Source organism: Clostridium sulfidigenes, assembly GCF_052067195.1.
Classification (GTDB): Bacteria; Bacillota; Clostridia; order Clostridiales; family Clostridiaceae; genus Clostridium_J; species Clostridium_J sulfidigenes.
On record NZ_JBQHQR010000002.1, the window covers coordinates 128,495 to 155,170 of the forward strand.

The 26,676-nt window shown below is 30.0% G+C and carries 24 protein-coding genes; 1 reads left to right on the top strand and 23 read right to left on the bottom strand.

Annotated elements, in window-relative coordinates:
* Positions 1-332: 332 nt before the first annotated feature.
* The gene (locus tag ACTNBA_RS02510; protein WP_150845376.1) at positions 333-557 is read left to right on the top strand and encodes a hypothetical protein; all 225 of its coding nucleotides are present in this window, start codon (positions 333-335) and stop codon (positions 555-557) included.
* A 665-nt stretch (positions 558-1,222) separates the two neighbouring features.
* Here ACTNBA_RS02510 and ACTNBA_RS02515 read toward each other — a convergent pair.
* From ACTNBA_RS02515 to guaA, 23 genes are all read right to left on the bottom strand, one after another.
* Positions 1,223-2,389, bottom strand: a complete 1,167-nt coding sequence (locus tag ACTNBA_RS02515) for an iron-containing alcohol dehydrogenase (RefSeq protein ID WP_441072328.1) — start codon at positions 2,387-2,389, stop codon at positions 1,223-1,225.
* A gap of 316 nt (positions 2,390-2,705) precedes the next feature.
* Positions 2,706-4,883 carry a ribonuclease R gene (rnr, locus tag ACTNBA_RS02520; protein ID WP_441072330.1) on the bottom strand — a complete coding sequence of 726 codons (2,178 nt, stop codon included), beginning with the start codon at positions 4,881-4,883 and terminating at the stop codon, positions 2,706-2,708.
* Positions 4,884-5,628: 745 nt separating this feature from the next.
* Entirely contained in the window at positions 5,629-6,345 is a 717-nt protein-coding gene (locus ACTNBA_RS02525) for a 16S rRNA pseudouridine(516) synthase (protein ID WP_441072332.1), read from the bottom strand.
* A 163-nt stretch (positions 6,346-6,508) separates the two neighbouring features.
* On the bottom strand, positions 6,509-7,351 hold the full coding sequence (locus ACTNBA_RS02530) for a lytic transglycosylase domain-containing protein (RefSeq protein WP_441072334.1): 843 nt from the start codon (positions 7,349-7,351) through the stop codon (positions 6,509-6,511).
* A 76-nt stretch (positions 7,352-7,427) separates the two neighbouring features.
* Positions 7,428-9,434 carry a triple tyrosine motif-containing protein gene (locus ACTNBA_RS02535; RefSeq protein WP_441072336.1) on the bottom strand — a complete coding sequence of 669 codons (2,007 nt, stop codon included), beginning with the start codon at positions 9,432-9,434 and terminating at the stop codon, positions 7,428-7,430.
* A 208-nt stretch (positions 9,435-9,642) separates the two neighbouring features.
* Positions 9,643-10,089, bottom strand: a complete 447-nt coding sequence (locus ACTNBA_RS02540; RefSeq protein WP_035130421.1) for a YaiI/YqxD family protein — start codon at positions 10,087-10,089, stop codon at positions 9,643-9,645.
* Between the two features lie 2 nt (positions 10,090-10,091).
* Positions 10,092-11,447: a glucose-6-phosphate isomerase gene (locus tag ACTNBA_RS02545; protein WP_441072338.1), complete on the bottom strand. Its 1,356-nt coding sequence runs from the start codon at positions 11,445-11,447 to the stop codon at positions 10,092-10,094.
* Between the two features lie 73 nt (positions 11,448-11,520).
* Complete coding sequence (locus ACTNBA_RS02550) at positions 11,521-12,543, bottom strand: calcium/sodium antiporter (RefSeq protein ID WP_441072340.1); 1,023 nt, start codon at positions 12,541-12,543, stop codon at positions 11,521-11,523.
* 246 nt (positions 12,544-12,789) lie between these two features.
* Positions 12,790-13,689, bottom strand: a complete 900-nt coding sequence (locus ACTNBA_RS02555; protein WP_150845369.1) for an ABC transporter ATP-binding protein — start codon at positions 13,687-13,689, stop codon at positions 12,790-12,792.
* Between the two features lie 15 nt (positions 13,690-13,704).
* Positions 13,705-14,433, bottom strand: a complete 729-nt coding sequence (locus ACTNBA_RS02560; protein WP_441072343.1) for a peptidylprolyl isomerase — start codon at positions 14,431-14,433, stop codon at positions 13,705-13,707.
* A gap of 4 nt (positions 14,434-14,437) precedes the next feature.
* Positions 14,438-15,667 (bottom strand): ABC transporter permease, encoded by a 1,230-nt coding sequence (locus tag ACTNBA_RS02565; protein WP_441072345.1) that lies wholly within the window; start codon positions 15,665-15,667, stop codon positions 14,438-14,440.
* Positions 15,668-15,679: 12 nt separating this feature from the next.
* Positions 15,680-16,996 carry an ABC transporter permease subunit gene (locus ACTNBA_RS02570; protein WP_441072347.1) on the bottom strand — a complete coding sequence of 439 codons (1,317 nt, stop codon included), beginning with the start codon at positions 16,994-16,996 and terminating at the stop codon, positions 15,680-15,682.
* Positions 16,997-17,010: 14 nt separating this feature from the next.
* The gene (locus ACTNBA_RS02575; protein ID WP_441072349.1) at positions 17,011-18,330 is read right to left on the bottom strand and encodes an ABC transporter permease subunit; all 1,320 of its coding nucleotides are present in this window, start codon (positions 18,328-18,330) and stop codon (positions 17,011-17,013) included.
* A gap of 369 nt (positions 18,331-18,699) precedes the next feature.
* Positions 18,700-19,392 (bottom strand): hypothetical protein, encoded by a 693-nt coding sequence (locus tag ACTNBA_RS02580; protein WP_441072351.1) that lies wholly within the window; start codon positions 19,390-19,392, stop codon positions 18,700-18,702.
* Positions 19,393-19,646: 254 nt separating this feature from the next.
* Entirely contained in the window at positions 19,647-20,657 is a 1,011-nt protein-coding gene (locus tag ACTNBA_RS02585) for a hypothetical protein (protein ID WP_441072353.1), read from the bottom strand.
* A 137-nt stretch (positions 20,658-20,794) separates the two neighbouring features.
* Positions 20,795-21,247, bottom strand: coding sequence for a DUF134 domain-containing protein (locus ACTNBA_RS02590; protein WP_150845363.1), 453 nt, complete (start codon positions 21,245-21,247; stop codon positions 20,795-20,797).
* Entirely contained in the window at positions 21,217-21,690 is a 474-nt protein-coding gene (locus ACTNBA_RS02595) for a Fur family transcriptional regulator (protein ID WP_441072355.1), read from the bottom strand. Before ACTNBA_RS02595 ends, ACTNBA_RS02590 begins: the two co-directional genes overlap by 31 nt.
* 17 nt (positions 21,691-21,707) lie before the next feature.
* Positions 21,708-22,064: a NifB/NifX family molybdenum-iron cluster-binding protein gene (locus tag ACTNBA_RS02600; RefSeq protein WP_150845361.1), complete on the bottom strand. Its 357-nt coding sequence runs from the start codon at positions 22,062-22,064 to the stop codon at positions 21,708-21,710.
* 47 nt (positions 22,065-22,111) lie between these two features.
* Positions 22,112-22,963: an ATP-binding protein gene (locus ACTNBA_RS02605; RefSeq protein ID WP_441072357.1), complete on the bottom strand. Its 852-nt coding sequence runs from the start codon at positions 22,961-22,963 to the stop codon at positions 22,112-22,114.
* Positions 22,954-23,784, bottom strand: coding sequence for a P-loop NTPase (locus ACTNBA_RS02610; protein WP_441072359.1), 831 nt, complete (start codon positions 23,782-23,784; stop codon positions 22,954-22,956). The genes ACTNBA_RS02605 and ACTNBA_RS02610 overlap by 10 nt, the downstream gene beginning before the upstream one ends.
* Positions 23,785-23,802: 18 nt before the next feature.
* Positions 23,803-24,165 carry a NifB/NifX family molybdenum-iron cluster-binding protein gene (locus ACTNBA_RS02615; RefSeq protein WP_441072361.1) on the bottom strand — a complete coding sequence of 121 codons (363 nt, stop codon included), beginning with the start codon at positions 24,163-24,165 and terminating at the stop codon, positions 23,803-23,805.
* Positions 24,166-24,423: 258 nt separating this feature from the next.
* Complete coding sequence (locus tag ACTNBA_RS02620; protein ID WP_441072363.1) at positions 24,424-24,807, bottom strand: hypothetical protein; 384 nt, start codon at positions 24,805-24,807, stop codon at positions 24,424-24,426.
* Between the two features lie 331 nt (positions 24,808-25,138).
* Entirely contained in the window at positions 25,139-26,668 is a 1,530-nt protein-coding gene (gene guaA, locus ACTNBA_RS02625; RefSeq protein WP_441072365.1) for a glutamine-hydrolyzing GMP synthase, read from the bottom strand.
* Positions 26,669-26,676: the final 8 nt, after the last annotated feature.

The following is a 26,676-nucleotide window of genomic DNA, read 5'->3' on the forward strand; positions in this document are numbered from 1 at the left end:
ACTTTTATGATTAATATATAATTTTCTCATTATACATGTGATTTTACTAAATTTAAAATGTATTGTATAGTATAACCTATTTTTATTATAACCTAAATTATAAATATTGTAATTATTAACCTTGAAATATATGAATTTTAACTATCTAAAAAGTTTATATCTTAAGTATAATATACAATTTAAAAATATGGAGTTTTTACCTTAATTTTCTTTACCCATTGACTTAGCTACAATATAATATAGTTATATTACATTATAATTGTAGGTTAATATTAGTAATCCTTATTACATATTTAATATAGCCATATAATTTTGAAAAGGTGAGGTTATTTATGAATGAAAAAAATTATTTACAACTAGGTACTGTTTTTATTATTTCAAGTGGATTAATATACACCATTGAAAGATTAATTTCATATTTACATTGGTACTTGTGGGTTGGCCAAAAAATAATGGACATACCTATACCTGGAATAAATATATTTATTTATATATTTGCTCTTATAGGAATTTTCTTCTATATATTAGGTTTTAGAGAGAAACAAAAAAATAAATAAAATATCACTATATATTTCTGTGATAACTTATAATAATTCAATTTCACTAATTTATATATTTTTAGCTTTTTATGTTTTTATGTTCTTATGTTCTTCCCTAGCTAATCCCTTGATACAACTACATTTAAGCCCTCTAGGGAACAGCTGCATTTTAACTATATAAAATTAAAAATATTTATATAGGAAACTTTTTAAATAGCTCTATTTTTATATAGAAAACTATTTACCTATATAACTATATAACTAGAAAACTATTTAACTAGTTGTTGGCGCTGTGGGGGTTTCAGGGATTTCCTCAAAGATTTGGAGTAGAACTTAGAAGAGCTGTCTCACGGTAGAATTTTTTTAAACTCTACTTTGAGACAGCTCTTCCAAGTTGATTTGATTTGATTTGATTTGATGAATTATAAGGATATTTTTTAAATCTGCTGTACCTTAGTTCAACAGAATTAATAACATAATATAAGAAACCCCACTTTTCAGTGGAGTTTCTTCCACTAACTAAAATTAATTATTGTGTCCCTCTATTGCAATTAAACCCCTTTTTACCATGTTGCAATGACAAATCAAAGATTTATTTTCTCGCTTTGCTCGAGAGGAAACTCCTTCTCACTTCGTTCAAATGAGTAAGTTCGAGTAACTAAATCAAAGATTTAGACTTTTACTTAGAACTCTACTTTGTTACCGTAGTAAGTGCATTCAAATAGTCTTTCCATTGTTTTGTCGTCTATTTCTCTTGGGTTTGAGCCTGTGCATGCATCAAGTACTGCATTGTGAGCTATGAACTCAAGATTTACTTTGAAGTCTTCTTCAGTAACACCGTATTCCTTCATTGAGTGAGGAATACTTAGTTTTGTATTTAAGTCATTGATCATTTCTATTAATGAATCAGTTAATTCTGAGTCTGTATTTCCATTTAATTTTAACATTCTAGCTATGTCTGCATATCTATCTTCACATTTAGTTCTGTTGTACTGAATTACATATGGAAGGAAGATTGCATTTGCACATCCATGAGGAATGTGGAATACTGCTCCTGTTTTATGAGCCATGGAGTGAACTATTCCTAGTAGCGCATTTGAGAATGCCATTCCTGCAAGGCATTGAGCCTCGTGCATTAAGTTTCTTGATTTTTCACATCCATTATAAGAATCTATTAAGTGTTCTTTTACCATTTCAATTGCTTTTAATGCTAATGGATCTGAAAAGTTTGATCTTAGTGATGCTGTGTATGCTTCTATAGCATGAGTTAAAGCATCCATTCCAGTATGAGCAACTAGAGTCTTAGGCATTGTTTGTGCAAGTGCTGGATCTATTATTGCTATATCTGGTGTTATATTGAAATCAGCTAATGGATATTTAATTTTAGCTTTGTAATCAGTAATTACAGAGAATGCTGTAACTTCTGTAGCTGTACCACTAGTTGATGGTATTGCAACGAATTTTGCTTTTTGTCTTAATTCTGGTAGTCCAAATGGAATAACTGCTTGTTCAAAAGTAAATTCTGGGTATTCGTAGAATATCCACATTGCTTTTGCTGCATCTATTGGAGATCCTCCACCTATAGAAACTATCCAATCTGGCTCAAAGCTTCTCATAGCTTCTGCACCTTTCATAACTGTTTCTACTGATGGGTCTGGTTCTACCCCTTCAAATAATTCAACTTCCATACCTGCTTCTTTTAGGTAGTCTTCAACCTTTTGCAAGAATCCGAATCTCTTCATAGATCCGCCACCAACAACTACGAAAGCTCTCTTCCCTTTTAAAGTTTTCAGAGTTTCTAACGCTCCTTCTCCATGATATATATCTCTTGGTAATGTAAAACGTGCCATAATATGAACCTCCCTAATACAAACTTTAAATTTTGTTATTTATTTAACATTTATAATTTTAGTATACCACCTTTTTCTAAAAATACTAGTACTTTGTTAAAAATTTATCTGATTTGTTTAACTTTTTAACAATCTTTTTTTGATTTTCACTCTCTAATATGTAAAATTATCCTATATTTTTATTTGTTTCCCTTAATTTATAGCAAATTACATAAAAAAGAAGAGATAAAATCATATTTAATTTAATAAACAAAATTTTATCTCTTCTTATATAATGTTAAATTTTTATCCTTATAGTTTTCTTCTTAACTATATTTTACTCTCCAAAAATTAAATCATCGATGTCTAGGGACATTTCTTCTTCCTCTTCTTCTACTTGTGGTTTAACTATTTCAAAGTAAATGTCGTGGGCATCTATGTCAACCTTAGAGCAAACTACCTTAACTTCATCTCCTAGTCTGTAGATATTCTTAGTTCTCTCACCAACTAAAGCTAGATGCTTTTCATCATAGATATAGTAGTCATCATGAAGCTCACTAATATGAACTAAACCTTCTATGGTGTTAGGAAGTTCAACGAACATTCCAAAGCTAGTTACAGAGGATATGATTCCTTCGAATTCTTCTCCAATCTTATCCATCATGTATTCAGCTTTCTTTAAGTCATCTACTTCACGTTCTGCATCCACAGCCATTCTTTCTGTATCAGAGGATTGTTTTGAAGCATCTATTACAAAGGTTCTTAATCTCTTCTCTCTCTTAGAATTTAATCCTTCATTTATCATTTCCTTTATAATTCTATGAATTACTAGGTCAGGATATCTTCTTATTGGAGATGTGAAGTGACAATAGTATTTAGCAGCAAGACCAAAGTGTCCTACACATAAATGGGAATATTTTGCCTTCATCATAGATCTTAAAAGTAATGTGCTAACTACTGTTTCTTCCTTCTTGCCTTTAACCTTTTCTAGAATCTTTTGAAGCTCCCTTGGATGAATTTCATCTTCTTTAAATCTTACATGATATCCTAGGTTATATACGAATTCGCTGAAGTGTAATAACTTCTCCATATCTGGGTCTTCGTGAACTCTATAAACAAATGGTGCATTAAGCCAGAAGAAGTGCTCTGCTACAGTTTCATTACAGATTAACATAAATTCTTCTATTATTCTATTGGCAATGGCTCTTTCACGAGGTAGGATATCTATTGGTTTACCAGTGTCATCTAGGATTATTCTACATTCTTCAAAATCAAAGTCTATAGCACCTCTTGATAATCTCTTTTTATTTAAGAGCTCAAATAATCTACCCATGTTCTTAAAGTCTTCATGAAGGTGTTTAAATTTTTCTATAGTTTCAGCATCTTCATCTCTAAGAATCTTAGTTACATCAGTGTAAGTCATTCTTTCATTAGTTTTTATTACACTTTCAAAGATATCATGATCTACTACTTTTCCTGTAGGATCAATTTCCATAAAGCAACTAAGAGCAAGTCTATCCACCTTTGGATTTAAGCTACATACTCCATTGGATAGTTTTCTAGGTAGCATTGGAATAACTCTATCAATTAGGTATACAGAGGTACCTCTTTTAAAGGCTTCCTTGTCAAGGACATTATTTTCTCTTACATAGTGTGATACGTCTGCAATATGAACTCCTAGCTTGAAGTTTCCATTTTTCAGAACTTCTACTGAAACAGCATCATCTAGATCCTTTGCATCTTCTCCATCTATGGTAACCATAGTCACATCTCTAAGATCTCTTCTTCTGTCTATTTCACTTTGAGGAACCATATCTTCTATTCTTTCTGCATATTCCTCTACCTGTAATGGGAATTCTTCAGGAAGATTGTGCTTTCTAATTATAGTTAGGATATCTATTCCCTTATCTCCCTTTTCTCCTAGGATTTCAATGATCTTTCCTTCTGGATTTCTTCTTTTCTCTGGCCAGCTAGTGATTTCTACCACTACTATTTGACCTGATTTTGCTCCATTTCTATCATTTTTAGAAATGAATACGTCTTGACCTATCTTTTTATCATCTGGTACAACGAATCCAAAGTTTTTACTATCTTCATAGGTTCCAACTAGTTTTTTATTCTTTCTTTCAACAATTCTGATAATTTCTCCTTCAGATTTCTTACCGTTGTTTTCATCTTTTAATACTTTAACTAACACCACGTCATTGTTCATGGCACTATTTACATTACTGGCAGGGATAAATATATCTGGCCTATCTTCTTCTACAATTACAAAACCAAAACCCTTTTGGTGAGCAGCAAAAACCCCTTTAAGTATACCCATTCTCTCTGGAATACCATATAGCTCTGCTCTATTTTTTATTATTTCTCCATCTTTCTCCATTTCATTTAATAGGTTTGAAAAATCTTTAGATTCCTTTTTACCTATACCAAATATTTTAGACAACTCTTTTAAACTCATTGGTTTATAAGCTTTTTCTTTCATAAAGCTTATAAGTACTTCTCTTATATTCATAATGCACTTCCTTTCATATTTCTCTTATCTTTACGTAATATACCCTATTAATACATACTATTTTTTATATAATGCCAACCATCTCTAAAACTTCCGCTGAAGCTAAGAACTCCGTTATAATTAGTATACCTATTTACTATTATTGCTCTATTAAATTAATGTTATGTGTTTTTTACATTAGATATTTACATATTATATATAGTTTACAGTATATGCTATATAATTTCTATATTTATCCGATAACTACCAGCTCTAATACTCCCATTTTTTTAAAATTGGAGTTAAGAGCTGCTACGTTCCTGGATAACGATTTCCCCTAAAGGACAACGAATTCTAAGTATCAAATAAATTGATACTAAGAATTCTGTTAGTATGCTTCAAAGAAGCTAAGAACTCTGTTTATCTTAGAAAACATATGTTTTCCAAAAATAAATTTTATGCAAGAAAAAACCCATCGGGGGTAACCAATGGGTTTTTTCCTTGCAATAATATACAATTATATTCGACATAAAATAACTTGTATAACCCTTGGGGTTAGGTTATACGTATAAATAAAAAGGGGTTATTTATTCTATTTATATATATATTATATATATAATTTTATAAATTTTCAAGTAAATTTATAATAAAAAATATAAACTAATTGTTAATATTTATACCTTATCTATATTTTTTGTATATTTTCTACACAATACACCAAATTACCTTTTATATTCAATTTAATGTATATACAGTTAATAAATCCCTATAAGTTGTTTAATGCTTCAATTTCTTCTTTAGTAAGCTCCCTATATTGGCCTTCTTCTAAGGTTTTATCCAGCTCCATAGGACCAAATTTAACTCTTTTTAGATATACAACAGATTTATCTAAAGCTTCAAACATTCTTTTAACTTGATGGAACTTACCTTCCTGTATTGTAACTAAAACTTCAGAACCATCTTCTGTAGAAGAAATAATTTCTAACTTTCCTGGCATACACTTATAACCATCATCTATGACAATACCTTTTCTAAAACTTTCAGCATCTTTTTCGTTTACTGGCTTATCTATTTCTGCATAATAAACCTTATCTACATGGTTTTTGGGAGCGATTAACTTATGATTTAAAGCTCCATCATTAGTAAGCAATAAGAATCCAACAGTGTCCTTATCTAATCTTCCCACTGGGAATGGCTCAAAAACTTGATATTCTGGATCTAATAAATCTATAACAGTCTCATCATAATTATCAAAGGTTGCACTTACAACTCCTGCTGGCTTATTTAAAAGTAGGTAAACATACTTTCTATACATTACCCTTTCTCCATTTACTTCAATAACTGCTATCTCTGGATCAACCTTAGTTGAACTGTCCTTTACAACCTCTCCATCAACAACAACCTCTCCATTTTTACAACTAATCTTAACTTCCTTACGACTTCCATAGCCTAAATTTCCTAAAATTTTATCTAAACGTTCCATATCATACCATCCTTTATTAATAGTTTGTTTATATATTAACTCGATATTTAACTTTAATTATTATTAGTCAAAATTCATTTTAACATTACTTTAAAAATAAATCTAATATTTTAAGCTAATTATAGGATATAATAAAGGCTGTTTCAATGAAACAGCCTTGTTATTATATTAAATTATTTATCTTCGCTAAATAATTTTTTGTTTCTGATGGTAGTTTGTAAAAATCACTGGAGTTACTTATTCCTCTGGATGCCATATTTCCTGGTCCAAAGTTATATGCTGCTAGTGCCATGTTTAGGTCATAATTATAGGTTTTAAGATAATCCTTTATGTGTCTTGTACCTGCATCAATATTTTGCTCTATGTTAAAAGGATCATTAACTCCATAGTGCTCTATGTTGCAAGGCATTAACTGCATTAATCCTTTAGCTCCTGCAGGAGATACTGCATTAGGATTAAAGTTTGATTCTGTTTTAATTATAGCTCTTATTAAATTCGCATTTACTCCATATTTAGTTGAAGCATCTGCTATGGCTTTTTCAATTCTTTCAGAGTCAGTACCTGTAGCACTTACCACTGTGGAAGGTGTTACTCCTCCTATAGCTCTTACAATAACATTGCTTATATCATTTATACCAGTAGAAGTATTATTATAAGCTCTATTATTTTGATCTATTCCCTGCTGAGTTTGTCTCTCTTTTTCACCCATGGCCTTTAGTAAAGATGCCATGATTAAACTAAATCCACTAGTGCTTGAAGAAGTATTGCTGTCTGAACCTCCACCAAAGCTTCCTGACATTAAACCTAGGCTCATTAGTCCAGTAAGGGCATCACTGCCAGTACCAGAACTTAAGGTATCGTTGAGAATACCCTGTCCGTTAACATATTGATTTTGAGTAATTCCATTGTTTACTGAACCTATACTACTATTAGTATTTCCATTTGTAGCTATGCTGTTTATATAGTTATTTATTCCTCCATAAACACTACCCACATCGTAACTCATTACTTCATCTCCCTTGTTTCTTTATACCTTATTTGGCATCCTTCACTTATTTATTTAATTATTTATTTAAGATGCCTTATTCCTTACACTGAATTTCATAAATGGAATAGTCATCATAGGCACTCTTAGAGTAACAGCTTTTACATAATGCCAATATCTTATAAAACCCTTTATAGAAAGGCATAAAGGTATAATAATTTTTCTTACTATACTTTTGTATTAGCTTCCATTCTCCCTTTTCCATTAAATAAAATTCATATAAATTATCTTTTCCACCATCACATTCCACATAGAAGTTAACATCTTCATTGCACCTTATTACTTCTTTATCTAAGGTTATCTTGCAGTTAGTTACTGGAACTCCTTGTAATACGTCTAAAATCAATTCTTTTTTACAATCATACTCTTTAGTACTAAATACATTTTTACAATATATTTTTACCGTATATACTCCTCCACATTTTGGAATTAGTTTAAACTTCTTATCATTACTAAATTCCGTAGTTTCAACTTCTCTGCCATTGATTTCAACCTTATATTTAGTTAAAGTATTGCTAGTGTTTTCTGTTATTACCTCTAAGACTATTTCATCACCTATAAGATACATATACTTCTTTTCTGTAAGAATATAATCTATCTTAGCTGGTATATATTCTTTACAATCTATATATATCACTGAATGTACATCGTAGTCTCTCTTAGATTTTAGATGTTTTACCTTAACTTCTATTTCATATTTTCCTACACTAGTAGGAGTGAACTTAAAATTATCTTCTTCGTTATATTCTATGAATTGGACTTCCTTACCTTCTTTTTTCACAATAAATTCATATAATAAATTTCTTGAGCCAGTGGCTTCAACATTTACCTTAACTGGTTCATTTATAAGAAGTTGCTTGTCCTTATTTAGCTTGATTTCTTTTATATATACATTTTGTGCGCAATCTTCATCTATAACAAAGTCCATAATTGCCTTCTCTTCATAATCGTCCTTATAGGTACTATCCTTTACAAGAACTTCAACTCTATATAAGCCACTTTTTTCTGGAATCCATTTATAACTGTTGTTAGTAGTAAAATTTGAACTACTATGATAATTTCCATCTACTACAAACTTATAGAGCAATTTATCTCCACCAGAGCATATTGCCTTAAACTCTATAGGTGTTTTTTCAAGCTGTGGTGAGCTTAAATCAGAAGTGAAATTAAGAATTTTTATAGGTTTATATTTATCTACAGTATAGTGTATTATCCCCCTATCATCAAAATTCTCGTGGGAATACATGTCCTTCACTAAACATAAAAGCTTATACTTACCTGGTAGTATTTCTGTGAAGCTGACTAGTCTCTTACTTGAAAAGTCTTGGACTACATGCATGTTTCCATATTCATCAATCTTCATAAATTTGTATAACACAACTCTATTTTCATCAAAGCGTGCATCAATTTCAAAGGTTAATTCATTACCTACTATCAGCTCTTCTGTTAAGCACTGTATATTGTTAATTCTTATTTCATCCATGGGTAATACCTTAAAGGTCGCATTTTTAAAGTCATCAAATTGATGGTCTGAACCTTCTTCTTTACTCTCTATAAGAATCTCAATATCCCCTTCACGGTTTGGGGTGAAACTTAAACTAGTATCCATAGAATAGTCTCTTATTAAATTCCATTTACAATCTTCTTTTATCCAATACTTACAAAGGATAGGTAATTTGTTAGGTACGACATCAATTTCTATCTTTTCCCCTAATTTTATTTCATTATTACTAATTATAATATCTTTTATTAGTTTTTCTTCTACAGAGCCTATGATAAAGTCCATTCTAGATGTAAATTCAATAGGTTTTTTTCCATGTCTTTTTTTAGATTGTACCATTATCATGTATTTGCCATCTTCCTTAGGTGTCCAATAGGTAAAATCCTCCTCATGGAAATCTCTAATGGTTTCCCAACCTCCATCACAGTTTATTATAAATTTATATAATAAATCATCTGACATTTTATTTTCTATATATATCTTAATTTCAGTCCCCTTCTCCTGTGGACTTGATAGGCTTGTACCAATAATCATTTCATTCATACATATTCCCCCTAGAATGTACATATACATCCCTAATTGATTAAATTGTTATAATATTCTTACATAAGCATAGCTATATTATACTACACTTACATATTATGTAACAACCTATGGAGGTCTTTATTTGCGATAATTCATTAGACAAAATCCTTGTAAAAAAACACTTGTAAATTATATTTCTACAAGTGTTTTCTTGATTTATGTTTTTCTATTCTTCTCTTAGACTTCTTTCTACAAGCTTTATTAAATTATCTCTAAGGCTTATATTATCGTCTTCATTTCTTTTTTTATGTTTTCCTGTCTTTCCTCCACCACGTCTTACCTTGGCACTTATATGTCTTTCAAAGAGTAATTTGTCTATATTGTTCTCTGAAAATATATATCCCCTTGGACTTATGGCATAGGATTTTTTACCAAGAACCATAGCTGCTACTCCATAATCTTGAGTTACTACTATATCTCCTCTTTTAGCCTCGTTTGCAACCTTCATATCCACTGCTTGAAAGCCACTATCCATAATTATAACTTCACCATATTCTAAATTTATCACATGATGTATATCACAATAAATTTTTAGTGGAACCTTGTAGGTCTTAGCTACTTCCTCTATAATACCTCTTCCTGCACATCCATCACCATCAACTATAATAGTCATAATTAATCACCTAGCCTCTCTATTAGAGACCTTTGAAGCTTTTCATAACCTGGTTTACCAAGTAGAGCAAACATGTTTTTCTTATAGGCTTCTACCCCTTCTTGATCAAAAGGATTTATTCCTAATAAATATCCTCCAATGGCACAGGATTTTTCAAAAAAGTATATAAGCTCTCCTAGAGCCTTAGGATTTAAAGCTTTCATATTTATAACTATATTAGGAACTCCGCCTTCTACATGGGCAAGGACTGTTCCCTCCATAGCTCTCTTATTTACAAAATCTATAGTCTTTCCTGCTAAGAAATTAAGTCCATCCACATTTTCTTCATCTTCTTTTATGGATAAATTTATTTGTGGCTCTTCTACATTTATTATAGTTTCAAATATATTTCTCATTCCATCTTGAATATATTGACCCATGGAGTGAAGGTCTGTTGAAAAGTTAACGGATGCAGGGAATATACCCTTTCCATCCTTACCTTGACTCTCTCCATAAAGCTGCTTAAACCATTCTCCAAAGTATTGTAGACAAGGTTCATAGTTTACAAGAATTTCTGTAGTTTTTCCTCTTTCATATAAAAGATGTCTTACCGCTGCATATTTATAACAAATATTTCTATGTACATCTTCATTACTAAAGTTTTCTCTTCCATTTCTAGCACCTTGTAATAGCTCATCTATATTTATTCCTGCCACTGCAATGGGAAGTAATCCTACTGGTGTTAACACGGAAAATCTTCCACCGATATCATCAGGAATTATAAAGGTTTCATACCCTTCTGTATCTGATAATTTCTTAAGAGCTCCCTTTGCCTTATCCGTTGTTATAAAAATTCTATTTTTAGCTTCTTCTTTGCCATATTTTTTCTCAATGATTTCTTTAAATATTCTAAAAGCTATGGCAGGCTCTGTAGTAGTTCCTGATTTTGAAATAACATTTATAGCAAAATCCTTCCCATCTATGAGCTGTATAAGTTGAGACAGATAAGTAGAACTTATATTGTTTCCTGCAAAGTATACTGCTGGAACCTTTCTTTTATCTTCATTCATACTATTAAAGAAGGGGCCTGTCATTGCTTCTATGACAGCTCTAGCTCCAAGGTATGAACCTCCAATGCCTATTACTATAAGAACTTTAGAATTTTCCTGTATCCTTTTAGCTGCAACCTTTACTCTTTCAAACTCAGCTTTATCATAATTATTTGGTAGGTCAAGCCACCCTAAAAACTCATTGCCAGCACCACTTCTGTTATGCAGAGTGTTATGGGCTGCTGTTATCATAGGTTTTAAATTATCTATATGTGATTCATTAACTGCCTCTTGAAGGTTTTTTATATTTAAACTTAAAGAACTAGTCATTTCTAATTGCCTCCTATAAAACGATTTGTTAGGTATCTAAAAATAAATAACAAGTCAAAGATGGTAAGATACCTTATATTATCAAAATCAAAAAACTTATGTATATTATATAAACGCTAAGCAGCATTATTCCATTTCTCTTAGAGTATCTTCCATTAGTTGATATAGGTAAGATTATAAGTAGCATCAATAATAGAGCCACTGGAATATCTAAAAGTATAGTCTGGTTAAAGCTTATAAAAGATGTATTAAATATGTGAATATTTCTAGAGCTTAGTACTAATCCACCCCTAGCTAAAATACTACTGGCAGCTATAGTCATGGTTATATTTAGTATGTTTGCACCAATGACATTACCAACCGCTACTCCACTTTCCTTCTTATATATAGAAGTTAAAACAGTAGTTAACTCTGGTAACGATGTTCCTAAGGCCATAATGGTTAAACTAATCACTCCTTCTGTGACTCCATAATACCTGGCAATAATCTGTGCATTTACAACTAATAACCTAGCTCCACATCCTATAAGTATTGCTCCTATTATAAATACAACTATATGTTTTGCAAATTCTCTCTTTTTTACTCTTCTTCTAACACTAATTTCATCTATAGTAATAGCAGTCTCATCAGGAATTTCAAGGGACTTTTTAGCACCCTTTATATTTTTTCTTATATAGTACACAAGTAACCCTAAAAGGACTACCCCTTCTATTCTATTAATATTTCCATCTGTAGAAAAAAGTAATAGTAAAACCATAGATACTACCATCATAAAAGCTCTTGGCATAAACCTCTTCTTCTCTACCTCCACAGGCATTGCAATCATTGAAATAGCAAGAACAAGCCCTGTATTACAAATTATTGCTCCTATAGCATTACCTACTGCAATCTCTGGTGATCCCATAATAGTTGCCATTGAAGCTATAAAAAACTCTGGAAGAGTAGTTGCTAAACTTACAATGGTTGCTCCTATAATTATTTTTGGTATCCCTGTTATCTCAGCAATCCACATAGCTGAGTCTACAAATATATCTCCGCCCTTTATTATTACTATAATTCCTATAATAAACATTACTATAGGTAAAAACATCTCCATTATATCCTCCACCCTCTTTTGTCAGTATACAATATTATGTAAATTATTTCAAACTACCCTATATACTTATAATAATGGCTAAAACAAATAAACTCAATGAATTTTAACATATTCACCGAGTTTATCTTAATCTTATATTTTCTTCTAATTTTTAATCTAAAGGAGATGTAAGTTCATCTAATATTATTAAATTATAATCTTAAATGACTTTATCACAATTTCCTCCCCAAGTATCATGTATTTCTATTATGATTTATAAATTTCTTTATACACAACTTCTATATCCTGTTTTTCCTTTGTAATATCTATAATATTTATGCCATAGTCTAAAATAACTTTTAGGATCTTAGATATTAATTCTTCTTCAACCAAGTCAAAAACCAGTGTATCTTTTCCAAGTTTTTCGAAACTCAATTCTTTTAATTCATTATTTAATAATTCAACTGCTTTTTCCATATCATCTACTTTAATTAAGTATTTTTGTTTTTCTAAAATGTTCATAGGAGTTTCTATTATTTTTCCTTGATTGATACAAATAAGTCTATCAGCTAACTTTTCAACTTCACCCAATTGATGAGATGAAAATAAAATAGAGATATCTTCATTTTTAACTAATTCTAATAAGGTATTTCTCAATTGAATAACTCCCGTTGGATCTAAGCCATTTGTTGGTTCATCTAAAATTAAAAATTTAGGTTTACTTAAAAGTGCAATTCCTAGGGCTAGTCTTTGTTTCATTCCCATTGAATATCCATTAACATTTCTATCCAAATCCTCTTTTAACCCTGTAAAATCATATATTTCTTTTATTCTTTCTTCTTTTATATTTCTTAGACTTGCAAATAATTTAATATTTTCTCTGCCACTTATATCTAAATATAAACCTGGTGATTCTATTAAAGAAGCCATTTGACTAAGAGCTAATTCTCTTTGTCTTTTTACATCATATCCAGATACCGTTACTGAACCTTGATCTGGGAAAATAAGACTTGCTATACATTTCATAGTTGTAGACTTACCAGCCCCATTAGGGCCTATAAAGCCGACTATTTCATTATTATCAATAAAAAAAGATACATTATCTAAGACTTTTTTTCTTCCAAAGGTCTTATTTATATTATTAACTTCAACTAAATGATTACTCATAAGGTACCTCCTATCTTATTTATCCCCTTCATATTCTTTTAATTCTATACTTTCAATTTCTATTATATCAAGGGGCTCACCCATAGCTCCTACTTTAACTTCACGCATTTTTTCAATAGTATCCATTCCATAAAACACCTGTCCAAATACAGTAATTTCATCCTTGTTAACTACATTCCCACCGATTTTTTCAAATGCCTCTGTTATTTTTTCTGGGAATCCATAACCACTTAGATTACTCTTTTCTTCATCGGTTAAGAAATTTTTATCAATTATACAGAAATTACTAAAATTCTTTCCATCAACCTTTACCCTCCTTGGTATAACTACACTTCCATAGAGCATAGCATAATCATCATCTATTTCAATATCAAATCCACCTTCATATATACTTTTACCTTCATAATCTGGTTCCCCTATCTTACCTATACCAGCAGATACTACCCCCATTGTAGTAAAAGCATGCCCTGAATAAAACCCTTCTTTCGCTAGGGTTTTAAAATTTTCTACAGCCTTAGGAGCAATATCTTCAAATAATCGTAATCTTATTTCTCCATAATTAGTTTTAATAATAGCTATTGTTTCTCCTATTTCAGGCCTTTTTAGTTGGTCAAGTTCTATATTTTCATAGGAAACATAATGATTATTATCGACTTGATCTTCACCTTTATTTTCTTTATTGCAGCCTACTAGACAAAGACCGAATACTATAATAGTAAATACAACTAACACTTTTTTATTCATTATTTTACTCCCCCCTAATTCCAACTAAATCTTTATTTTTAAACTTAAATGTGGTTATCACTATTATTAAAGTTGAAAGTAAAAGTTGTAGTAATATCCCATATGAATGATTTACCTTTAACTGTGATGACATTAAGTCTTCATAGAAAATATGGTATATAGGATTAAATAATCTATTTGCATTCATAAAGGCGTCTATTGAGTGCATTATATATGACAACATTATAATAGTAAGGAGTACGCCAAAACTTAGCATTTCACTGTTAGTTCTTACTGATAATGAAGTACTAAATACAATAACAAATAATACTAAAACCATAAAATTAACAAAATCAACTATTATCAATTTATATAATTGAATAAATCCTTGATTCATATTTGTAATTATAGGATTTAAATTAGTTACCCCTTCATTTATAGATAGTGGATATAGTAATTTACCCCAGCCAAATATAAGAGAAACTACCACAAATGCAATTGCTAGTACCATTAGAAGGATAAAACAAACTAAGGTATATGATGCTAATATTTTAGATAGCAATATTGATTTTCTCTTTATTGGGGATGTATAAAGGGTTTTATAACTGTCTTCTCTTAACTCAAGCGCATAGGAATCTATGGTAAATAGTAAGATGAATATTAAAATTATGATTAGATTAGATCCAGTAAAAAAATTCTTTAAAAAATTAGCTCCATTAAGTGTGTATGGATTGATGATAATTGGGGTTTTAGACTGAAGTAAATTATCTATATATTCTATGTCACGCTCTACTTGATTAATAGATAACCCCCTCCTTTCTAAGAATTCATCATCAATAACTCCATTTTCATATGCTTCTTTCATACTAGCATATTTAATTTTAAGGGCTTTAGTGAAATTAACTTCATCTTCTAATAAACTCTTATGTCCTTTTATCTTTTTAGAAAAGACACGATTAATAATCATATCACTGCTATGTTGAGATTGATAAAAATTACTCTCTTTCTGTATCTTTTTATATAATTCGCTAGAATCATCTACACCTTTCATCAGCATTGTATTATAGCTTATAATACTTCCATATTCTATCAAATTATATTCGCATACAGTATGTTGATTTTTATCATATTCCTTCTCCTTGTAAACTAAAGACATGCTGAAAACTATTACATACATTATAAACCCGAGGCATAATAGTTTATTTTTTTTTGATTTAATGTTTTTCCTCAACTCAAATTTTATTGCTTTAATCATTTAATCCCCTCCCTAACCAGTTATATCTTTTCTTTTAAGATAACTTGTACTGATTAATATAGAAATAAATATACCTATGAATAGCACAATGAAACTTCCTAGTAATGTGAAATTAATACTTCCCGTTATTATTTTTGTTGCATTACCCATACTAAATATATTAAAGATCCTTGGATAAAAATATGAGCTTATATATCCTATGGAATTAATAACTATTAATACTATTAATGATTTTATTTTATCCTTGAATATTGAAGATACAAATACAGAAATAGTTGTAAATAAGAAAGTATACACAAAAAATAATGATAAACCTTGCATTAAAAATTTTCTAAAACTTATAAAAGCTACACTATTAAATAGGTTCTTTCCTAAATCATTATAGCTAATCTCCACAGGTCCTAAATAGGTCTTTTGTAAGGTAACATTATACGCTTCTTTTAAATCCATGCCTTTTATACTCAAAGTATTCCATTGATTGTTATGTGTTAAAATTGGTGTATCAAAGGAATGAAAGTCTGAAATAGCTCCTACAAAAAAACTTAATATTAAAGTTGTTCCTACTACAATAAGGAAAACAACTAAGAAGTTAGCTAGTACCATGGTTATATAATATTTACTTCTCTTAAACGGTTGAGCTAATATATTTTTAGTTATTCCTAATCTATATTCATCACTAATACAATTGAAACTAATTAAAATAACAGCTAAACATATTATGATAGGCAAAATTTTATCTATCATATTATAAATAAAAGTCACATTGTTTAAAGAGTAATTGTCAATATACCTAATACCCTTATTGTAAAGCTCATATTTATACTTTATTTGTACACAACTACTTTTAAGTTCCTCAGGTGTAAGTCTAGTTTCTAAATATGAACTTTTATAGGTGTCATATTCAATTTCAGGTAATAGTTCATTCCATATATCAATAATGTTATCCTTTAAAAGCTCTTCTTCCTTTATGGAACAAAATAATCTAGCGTTTATCATATTAACTATTAAATCACTTTTATACGCTTCTTTATAATTGCCTTTCTCATAGCTGTCCACTGCATTTTCTGAATACTTAGCTACATCATCCCACATCTTTACTTCATTATACTTTTTTTCCCTTAAAGAGTGGCCTCTATTCCCTTCTAAGTGGATTTTACTACTACCAACCATAATATACGATAAGGTAATTTCTCTATTGTATTTTATTTTTGAGTTAAAAAAACTCATTTCAGTATACACATTTATGCCAAGAAAAATAATCAATGCAATGAATAAAAATGTTATTGGTTTCTTTAATGCTCTTTTGAACTCGTATTTAAATAAATTCAAATTGATTCACCTCCCTAACCAGTTATATCTTTTCTTTTAAGATGACTTGTACTGATTAATATAGAAATAAATATACCTATGAATAACACAATGAAACTTCCTAGTAATGTGAAATTAATACTTCCCGTTATTATTTTTGTTGCATTACCCATACTAAATATATTAAAGATGCTTGGATAAAAATATGAGCTTATATATCCTATGGAATTAATAACTATTAATACTATTAATGATTTTATTTTATCCTTGAATATTGAAGATACAAATACAGAAATAGTTGTAAGTACGAAAGTATACACAAAAAACAATGATAAAGCTTGTATTAAAAATTTTCTAAAACTTATAAAAGCTACACTATTGAATAGGTTCTTTCCTAAATCATTATAGCTAATCTCCACAGGCCCCAAATATGCCTTTTGTAAGGTAACATTATACGCTTCTTTTAAATCCATGCCTTTTATACTTAAAGTATTCCATTGATTGATATGTGTTAAAATTGGTGTATCAAAGGAATGAAAGTCTGAAATAGCTCCTACAAATAAACTTAATATTAAAGTTGTTCCTACTACAATAAGGAAAACAGCTAAGAAGTTAGCTAGTACCATGGTTATATAATATTTACTTCTCTTAAACGGTTGAGCTAATATATTTTTAGTTATTCCTAATCTATATTCATCACTAATACAATTGAAACTAATTAAAATAACAGCTAAACATATTATGATAGGCAAAATTTTATCTATCATATTATAAATAAAAGTCACATTGTTTAAAGAGTAATTGTCAATATATCTAATATCCTTATTATATATGTCATATTTATATTTCATTTGTACACAATTACCTTTAATTTCATCAGCTGTAAGGATAGCTTCTGAATTTGAACTTTCAAAGATATCATATTCAATTTCGGGTAATAGCTCATTCCATATGTCAATAATATTGGTCTTTAAAAGTTCACTTTCATCTATGGGGCAATATAATCTCGTGTGTATCATATAAAGTATCAAATCATTTTTATAAGCTTCTTTATAATTGCCTTTCTCATAGTTTTCTACTGCCTTTTCTGCATATTTAACTAAATTATCTAACATATATACTTCATCATGCTTTTGTTCCTTTAAAGCAAATTTTCTATTCCCCTCTATGTGAACTCTAGTACTACCACCAACTACATCATACGATCCGGGAATTTCTCTATTATATTTTATTTTGGAGTTAAAAAAACTCATTTCTGTATACACATTTACGCCAAGAAAAATAATCAATGCAATGAATAAAAATGTTATTGGTTTCTTTAATACTCTCTTAAACTCATATTTAAATAAATCCAAATTGATTCACCTCCTAACTTAAAATTCTAGAATTTTAAGGATATATACCTTTTATAATTTTACTAATATGTATTTTTTTACTTATGAATACTTATATTGTACATTAGTTTACCATTTAAGCAAACATATTATATGTTCTTTTTTATCCATATGTTTAAAATTCATAAATATGATTAGTTTATTGCTAGAAGTCAAGTTTCGCTTAGAACCTTTACATCATTTATTATCCATTTAATACCACTCATCCTTGATCATGTATAAAGTTTTCTTGTTATATGTATTGAACTATTAGAATTAATCGTAAGCCTTTTATGTTATTAAATATAAAAGAACTCAGTATATTGCTTTTATACTAAGTTTCTTTTCATCTTATATTCCTTTTTCTTTGCTGTCCCATTTATAAAATATTTTAAGAGAATTGTCTAATGCTTCTATAGTTAAAATATCTATCTCATTTTCTTCTATTACATAAAAGAATGATCTATCTTCTCCAATTAATATATTTGTCATGGTATTATTAGTAAAGTTAATATTTATACTTTTTATATTTTCATCATTTATTACCCCTCCAAGAACTTTGTAATTCTCAGTAGCACTTACCTTTGTTTCCATTACATTCACTGTAAAAGGAGCATATTTATCTACCTCTTTTGTAGAAGTTGCTATGATGTTATAAGAACTTTCTACTTTACTTAATTGGCATAACCCCTCATAGTTTTTACCATTGTCCTCATATAAAAACATGACTAATTTATCCTTTTGTATATCTGATACATTTAGAATAGATATTCTATCTTCACCTATGTTAAGGTTCTTAGATAGAAGATAGGTTATCTTGTCTGTTAACTTTCCTTCAAAGGGCTGTTCATCTTTTATAGGGAAGTTACCACGTTTTATCTCCATGGTTTCTTCAAATAAATCATTCTTAATGAGAATAGCTGTAATTAATAAGAATAATCCTATAACTGAAATCATAAAAATTCTTCTATTTTTCTTAATTGTTTTTTCATTTTTGATTTTGAATCTCTTCTTGTTTTTATATCTCTTCTTAAGTTTACTCATATAACATTCCTCTTTAATTTTTTCTCGCTTGGCTCGAGGGGACACTCCTTCTCATGTTCATCTTTGAAATGAAACTCCTTTTCGCTATGCTCAAATGAGTAAGTTCTCATAATTAAATCATAGATTTAAATGATCACTTAACTTCGACTAACCAAATATAAAATTTCTTTTTCTCGCTTTGCTCGAGAGGACACTCCTTCTCATGTTCATTCGAATGAGTAAGTAATCCTTAACCAAATCATAGATTTGGAGGATTACTTAAATTCAGCGGCGTACCATTTGTAGTGAGCTCCATATTTATCATCTATTTTTTCTACTTCATAAAGTCTAAATATTATATATTGAGTCCAGTTATATCCTGGATTTGCTCCTATGGATAAGATTAAAAAGGAAGCTCCAAAGGAACCTGTCACAGTAAATATGACTTCATTTCTTGCTTCTGCAGGTATTTCTTTACCTTCACTATAGGTTCTAGAGATAGTGGCTCCAGTACTATTTGCAATATTAACTACTCCATAGGAAGATTGCCCGCCTCTAGCGTAGTTAATTTTTGATATTTTATCAGTACCTAGTAAAAATTCAGTATATAGATACACTTTAGAATAGGATAATTCTGATTCAAAGGACCACTCTGCTTCTTTAGCTTCCACCTTTCCATAGGCATATGAAACTCCCTCTTCCATGAGGATTTCTTCATAACCTTGATTAGACATAACTGGTTTTTTAATATTCTTTTCTCTATTTAAATTTTCTCTTTGAGAGTTTTTTGTGTTATAGGTAATCTTTGAACCATCAGGATAAATTATTTCATAGGCAGATTTATTAGCAAAAGTATTAATTACCTTTTCTGTGTATTCTTCTCCACTAAAGATATTTTTTAGAGATTTAAAGGCTTTCTTTAAAGCAACCTTATCTCCTTTTAGTATTTGATTTCTATAGTATTCCTTATTGTTTCTAAAATCTTTATCAGTTATATCCTCTATGGAATTATCTAATATCACTTCTAAATCACACTGTTCTAGTCTTTCTACTATTTCATCAAGTCTTATATAAAACTCAGCATCTTCTTTGTCTAATCCTTCCCTTATTAGCTTTAATAATTCTTCCTCATCCACAGGCGTAGTTCTTACCTCATCACATATTTCAATTATCCTCTTATCATCATTTTTTCTCTTATTACTTTGTAATGCTAAAACCTCTATAGGTGAGTTAACTATAAAAGAAGTGATAAATATTACTAAAACAATCACCTTAAAATTCTTCACATCAGCACTCTCCATTCCTATGACTTTAAATTTATTATTCCTAGAGAATGGATTTTAAATTCTTAAACTTATATTTTTCTATCTGTAAAATAATATAAATTTAATAGATAAATAAATAAGAGGTGGAAATCCACCTCTTATTTATCCTCTACACTATTTCCTCTACACCATCTTTTACAAAGCTCTGCTTTCTTGCTGCAAACAACTTCTTCTGAACCACAAGTAGGACAATTATCCTTGTCTTGCTCATAATTTATATCATACACATCTCCACAATGAAGGCATTTAAATTTACAAAAAGTAGCTCTGTAGTTGCCACCACTTATTCTTATAGCATTTCCTTCTGTTAAAGCGATAGCTATCTTCTTCCTTGCACTGTCAATAATATTTTGGAATGTTTGTCTTGATACTTGCATTCTTTCAGCACATTGTTCTTGATTTAATTCTTCAATATCTTTAAGTCTCATAGCTTCAAGTTCTTCTACCTTTAAAACTGTTTCTTTAATTTCACATTTAGGCTTTCCCCATGGAACAAAATAAGTATCCTCTGGGAAAAACTCTACTCTTCTAAATTTTGTTGGTCTTGGCACTTTAAATCCTCCCTGCATTTACTACATAATCCTATAAACATTATATCAGAATCATATATTTCTACGTTACTTTCTTCTTCTATTCTTTTGTTTAATTTAAGATAGTCAAAATTTAAATTTTGACTATCTATATCAATTATACTATTACATTTATAACATTTAAAATGAATATGCAGGGGTTTGCCACTAAATATTTTCATTTCATAATAATTTATGCCATTAACATTTATCTCTTTTACTATTCCTAACTCATTAAATACCTTCAAAGCTCTATAAATAGTGGCAAGTCCTATATTCTTTTCTTTAGTTTTTTCATATATTTCCTTGGCATTTAAGTGAATATCACTTTTTAGAATTACTTCTAAAATAACTCTTTTACCCAAGGTAAATTTATATCCATTTTTCCTTAAAAGCTTTTTGATAGGTATTAAATCATTATTCATAAAATCATCCTTTTTAATTATTCGTTACAGTGACCTTCATGTTGATGTTCTGTACAAACGCTACCTGTTGATTTCAATTCACCATTTACAAATTTTTGAACTACATCATCACTAAGTCCTTGTGCACCAACTACAACTTCAATTCCATTTTCGTTAAATAAGTCTTGTGCTGTTTCTCCCATACCACCTGCAATAATAACATTTACCTTTAAATCTCTTAAAAATACTGGAAGAAATCCTGGTCTATGTCCTGGATTTGGAGTAAAGCTTTTTTCTAAAGACTTACCCTCTTCTACTTCATATATTGTGAATCCTTCACAATGTCCAAAATGCCCACTTACATATTTCTCATCACTTGCAACTGCTATTTTCATTAAAAATTCCTCCTTTTATTTTACCTAAATAATTTTAATTTAATATATTAATTAAATATATACTCAGTCATATTACTCCACATAGCTTCAATAGCTTTTTCAGCTATGCTATCCTTGTAGAAAGTTATAGGTTTTAATTCATTTATAGACTTCATAACCATGTCATCATAAGGAATTTTACCTACTAAAACTATTTGATTTTCATAAATAAAGTTTTCTATTTCCTTTGTAACTTCTTCATTTATATCAAATTTATTTACACAAACCATAGTAAAAACTCCAAAGTGTTTACACAGCTGTACTACTCTCTTTAAATCTTCAAGGCCTGATTTTGTAGGCTCTGTTACAACTAAAACTGCATTTGAACCTGTTATTGAAGCTATAACAGCACATCCAATACCTGGTGAGCCATCAATTATAGTTAACTTTTCATCCTTATTAAATCTCTTACCATTTTTTCTTAATTCAGTTATTAATTTTCCTGAACCATCACTGCCTATACCCATTTCTGCCCTTGAAATTATGCCTTTATCTAGCTCCGTAATGAAGGTATCTGCTGTCTTTTCATCCTCTAGTTTTATTGCATTTACAGGACACACTAATGTACATGCTCCACAGCCTTCACAAAGAAATGGATTTATAGTAAAGTTTTCTATGGCATTAAATTTACAAACACCTTCACATTTACCACACTTAATACAAATGCTTTCATCTATTGATGCTTTTTTTCCACCTACAAATTCATCTTTTTCAATATCTTTTCCCTTGTAAAAGAGATAAAGATTGGGAGCATCTACATCACAGTCTATTCTTAATACATCTTTTTCAAGTTCAGCTAAGGCTGTTGCAATGGTGGTTTTTCCTGTGCCACCTTTTCCACTTAAAACTACTAATTCCAAGATAGCACCTCCTTTACTCCCTCTGAAAGCTTATCAAATATCTTCTTATGAACTAAATAATCATAGAGTATTTCACCCTTAGAATAAAGTACTGCTGTAGCCTTATCGTAAGGAATTGTTCCTATTAATTCTATATTTTCTTCTTTGCAATACTTTTTCACAATATTATCTTTTCCATCATCCTTATTTATAACTATGCCAAAGGGAATATCATACATTTTCACAAGTTCCACTGCCATCTTTAAGTCATGAAGACCAAATTCAGAAGGCTCTGTAACAAGTATTGCTCCACCAGCATATTTCAAAGAATTTACCACATTACAAGAAGTTCCTGGTGGGCAATCTATTAAATTAGTTCCCTTAGATAATCCATTAAGTAACTCTCTAATAACAGGCACTGCCATTGGCTCGCTTATATTTAAAACACCTCTGCTGCAGTTTATATCTCTTACTGATCCTTTTTCAATCTTACCCGTTTCTCTTTCACCATAGGTTATAGCACCATATTTACATGCAATTTCGCATGCTCCACAACCATGACATAACTTTTGGAACAGCATAATATCATCTTTAACCTTTGCTAGAGCATTAAATTGACAAGCTTTTACACAAGCTCCACAGTTAGTGCATTTGTTATCATCTATGATAGGATATTCTACCATTACTTTTTCTTCTGTATCTACTATAGGCTTTAGGAATAAGAAACCATTAGGCTCTTCCACATCACAATCTATATAATTTGCCTTTAGAGCAAGAGCAAGATTAGTAGATACTGTGGTTTTTCCTGTACCGCCTTTTCCACTAAGTACTGCTATATTCACTACCTATTCATCTCCAATCTAGTGAGCTCCGTGATGTGCAGGACCAGACATTTTTATTTCTTCAAGTTCACCTTTTTTATATTTTTCTATAGCCTCAGCTATAACTATACCATCACACTTATATGCCTTAACTCCTGATTTTTCAATGATTTTAAAAGCATTAGGTCCAAGATTTCCTGTGATAATAACATCTATGTTTTCATCAATTAATTGATTAGATGCAGAAATACCTGCTCCACCACTAGCATTTTTTCCTTGGTTTTCTAAAACTTTAATTTCTCCACCTTCAGTATCATGAATTTGAAAATACTCACATCTTCCAAATCTCATATCAAGTAAATTTACAATAGTTTTTCCTGCTGCTGAAACTGCTATTTTCATTTTCCATTCCTCATTTCTTTATTAATAATTCTTTTATGTGATTTTCATTATTGGCATTTGCTAATTATATATTACTACCACTTTTAGTTATTGTCAAATGCCAATTATAATTTTTTATAAAAAAGTAGTTATAAAATTTCTAATTCATATAGAAACTTCATAACTACTTTGGGGATAATTTTATTCCATCGATAATCTTGAATATTGTATTTATTTAATTATAAAGCATCAAAACTACTGATGTTTAAGTATTCCTCATTAAAAAGGATAATATGGATTAATATACTGACCTGGATATTGGGTGTAATATGGATATGGAGAAATATAAGGTGGATATGGTACTATTAATAATTTAGCTAAATCTAATAGTGATAAATTTCTGCGTCTAAAACGTCTTTGTCTTCTTCTAGGACGTCCATAAGGGTTATATTGTCGTTGCTGAGCATATTGATTTTCATCATCTAGCTCCATTACATCTTCGCCCACTAACATGGTAACGCGATCTCCATCTACATTCTCAATTATTCCATCCACTATGCTTCCGTCTCTCATTGTTAAAATAACGTGATAATAAACATGTTCTTTACATTCATCATATAAAGACTGGTCATCTCTGTTATGATCGTGTATTTCTAAAGCCATTTTTAATCATCTCCTTTACAATATTATGGTATTATTGTATAAGGTAAATTGTTCCATTATAATTGATAAATATTGCTGTAAATTCAATAAATAATTCTACTATTTCAATTTTTAACACTATAAGTTATAAATTAATTCTTACATTGTATATTATTTATAAATAAAAAAAGCAGCTATGAAATTTCTAAATCATTTAGAAATTCATAACTACCTTCTTTGGGTGTGATTTATTTAAACATGATAACATGTATAAATACATTAGGGTTTAAGAAAAGATATTACTCTGCCAAGGAGTTGATAGAGTAATATCTAATCTATTAGAATATTTATATTACTCCCACTCTATAGTTGAAGGTGGTTTTGAAGTTATATCATATACAATTCTATTTACTCCATTAACTTCATTGACAATTCTTCTAGATACCTTATCTAGTACATCATAAGGGATTCTTGCCCAGTCTGATGTCATTCCATCAGAAGATGTAACTCCTCTTAAGGCTACTGTATGGCTATAGGTTCTTTCATCCCCCATAACTCCTACTGATCTTATATTAGGTAAGCAAGCGAAGTACTGCCAGATTTCACTTTCAAGGCCAGCATTTGCAACCTCTTCTCTAAATATAGCATCTGCTTCTCTTACTATGTGTAGCTTCTCTTCTGTAATTTCACCAAGTACTCTTATTGCAAGTCCTGGTCCTGGGAATGGCTGTCTCCATACTAAGTGGTGTGGAATTCCAATTTCCTCTCCTACAGCTCTTACTTCATCTTTAAATAACTCTCTTAATGGCTCTATTAGTTCAAATTCTATGTCCTCTGGAAGTCCTCCTACGTTGTGGTGACTCTTAATTGTAGCTGATGAATTAGTTCCACTTTCTACAACGTCAGCATAAATAGTTCCTTGAACTAAGAAATCCATTTTACCAAGTTTATTTGACTCTTCTTCAAAAACTCTGATGAATTCTTCTCCAATGATTTTTCTTTTTCTCTCCGGATCAGAAACACCTTTAAGTTTTCCAAGGAATCTTTCTTGAGCATTTACTCTGATAAGGTTCATATCAAAGCCTTCTCTAAAGATTTTCTCAACTTGATCTCCCTCATCTTTTCTAAGTAGACCATGATCTACAAATACGCAAGTTAGGTTTTTACCTATTGCTTTATGAACAAGTACTGCTGCAACAGATGAATCAACTCCACCTGATAGAGCGCAAAGCACTTTTCTATCTCCTACTAATTCTTTAATTTGTGCAATTTTTTCTTCTGCAAAGGCAGACATAGACCAGTCTCCCTTAACTTCACATACATTGTATAAGAAGTTTTTAAGCATTTCTGTTCCAAATAAAGTGTGTTGAACTTCTGGGTGGAATTGAACCCCATAAAGTTTTCTTTCTTCATTTGCCATTGCAGCTATAGGACACTCATCTGTATGACCTATAATTTCAAAGCCTTGTGGTGCACTTTCTATAAAGTCAGTGTGACTCATCCAGCATTGTTTTTCTTTTATTCCATTAAATAATTTATTATTTGTGTTTAAGTTAACATCAGTTTTTCCATATTCTCTAACAGTAGCAGTCTTAACAACTCCACCTAAAACATGGGACATAAGCTGAGCACCATAACAGATTCCTAGGATAGGAATGTTTAATTCAAATAATTCTTTATCTACTCTTGGTGCACCCTCTCCGTAAACACTGTTAGGGCCACCAGTAAATATTATTCCCACAGGATTTAATTCTTTTATTTTTTCAACAGAAGTACTATATGGGATTATCTCACAATATACTCCATGCTCTCTTACTCTTCTTGCTATTAATTGATTATATTGACCACCAAAGTCAACAACTAATACTAATTCTCTATCCATAAATTAAG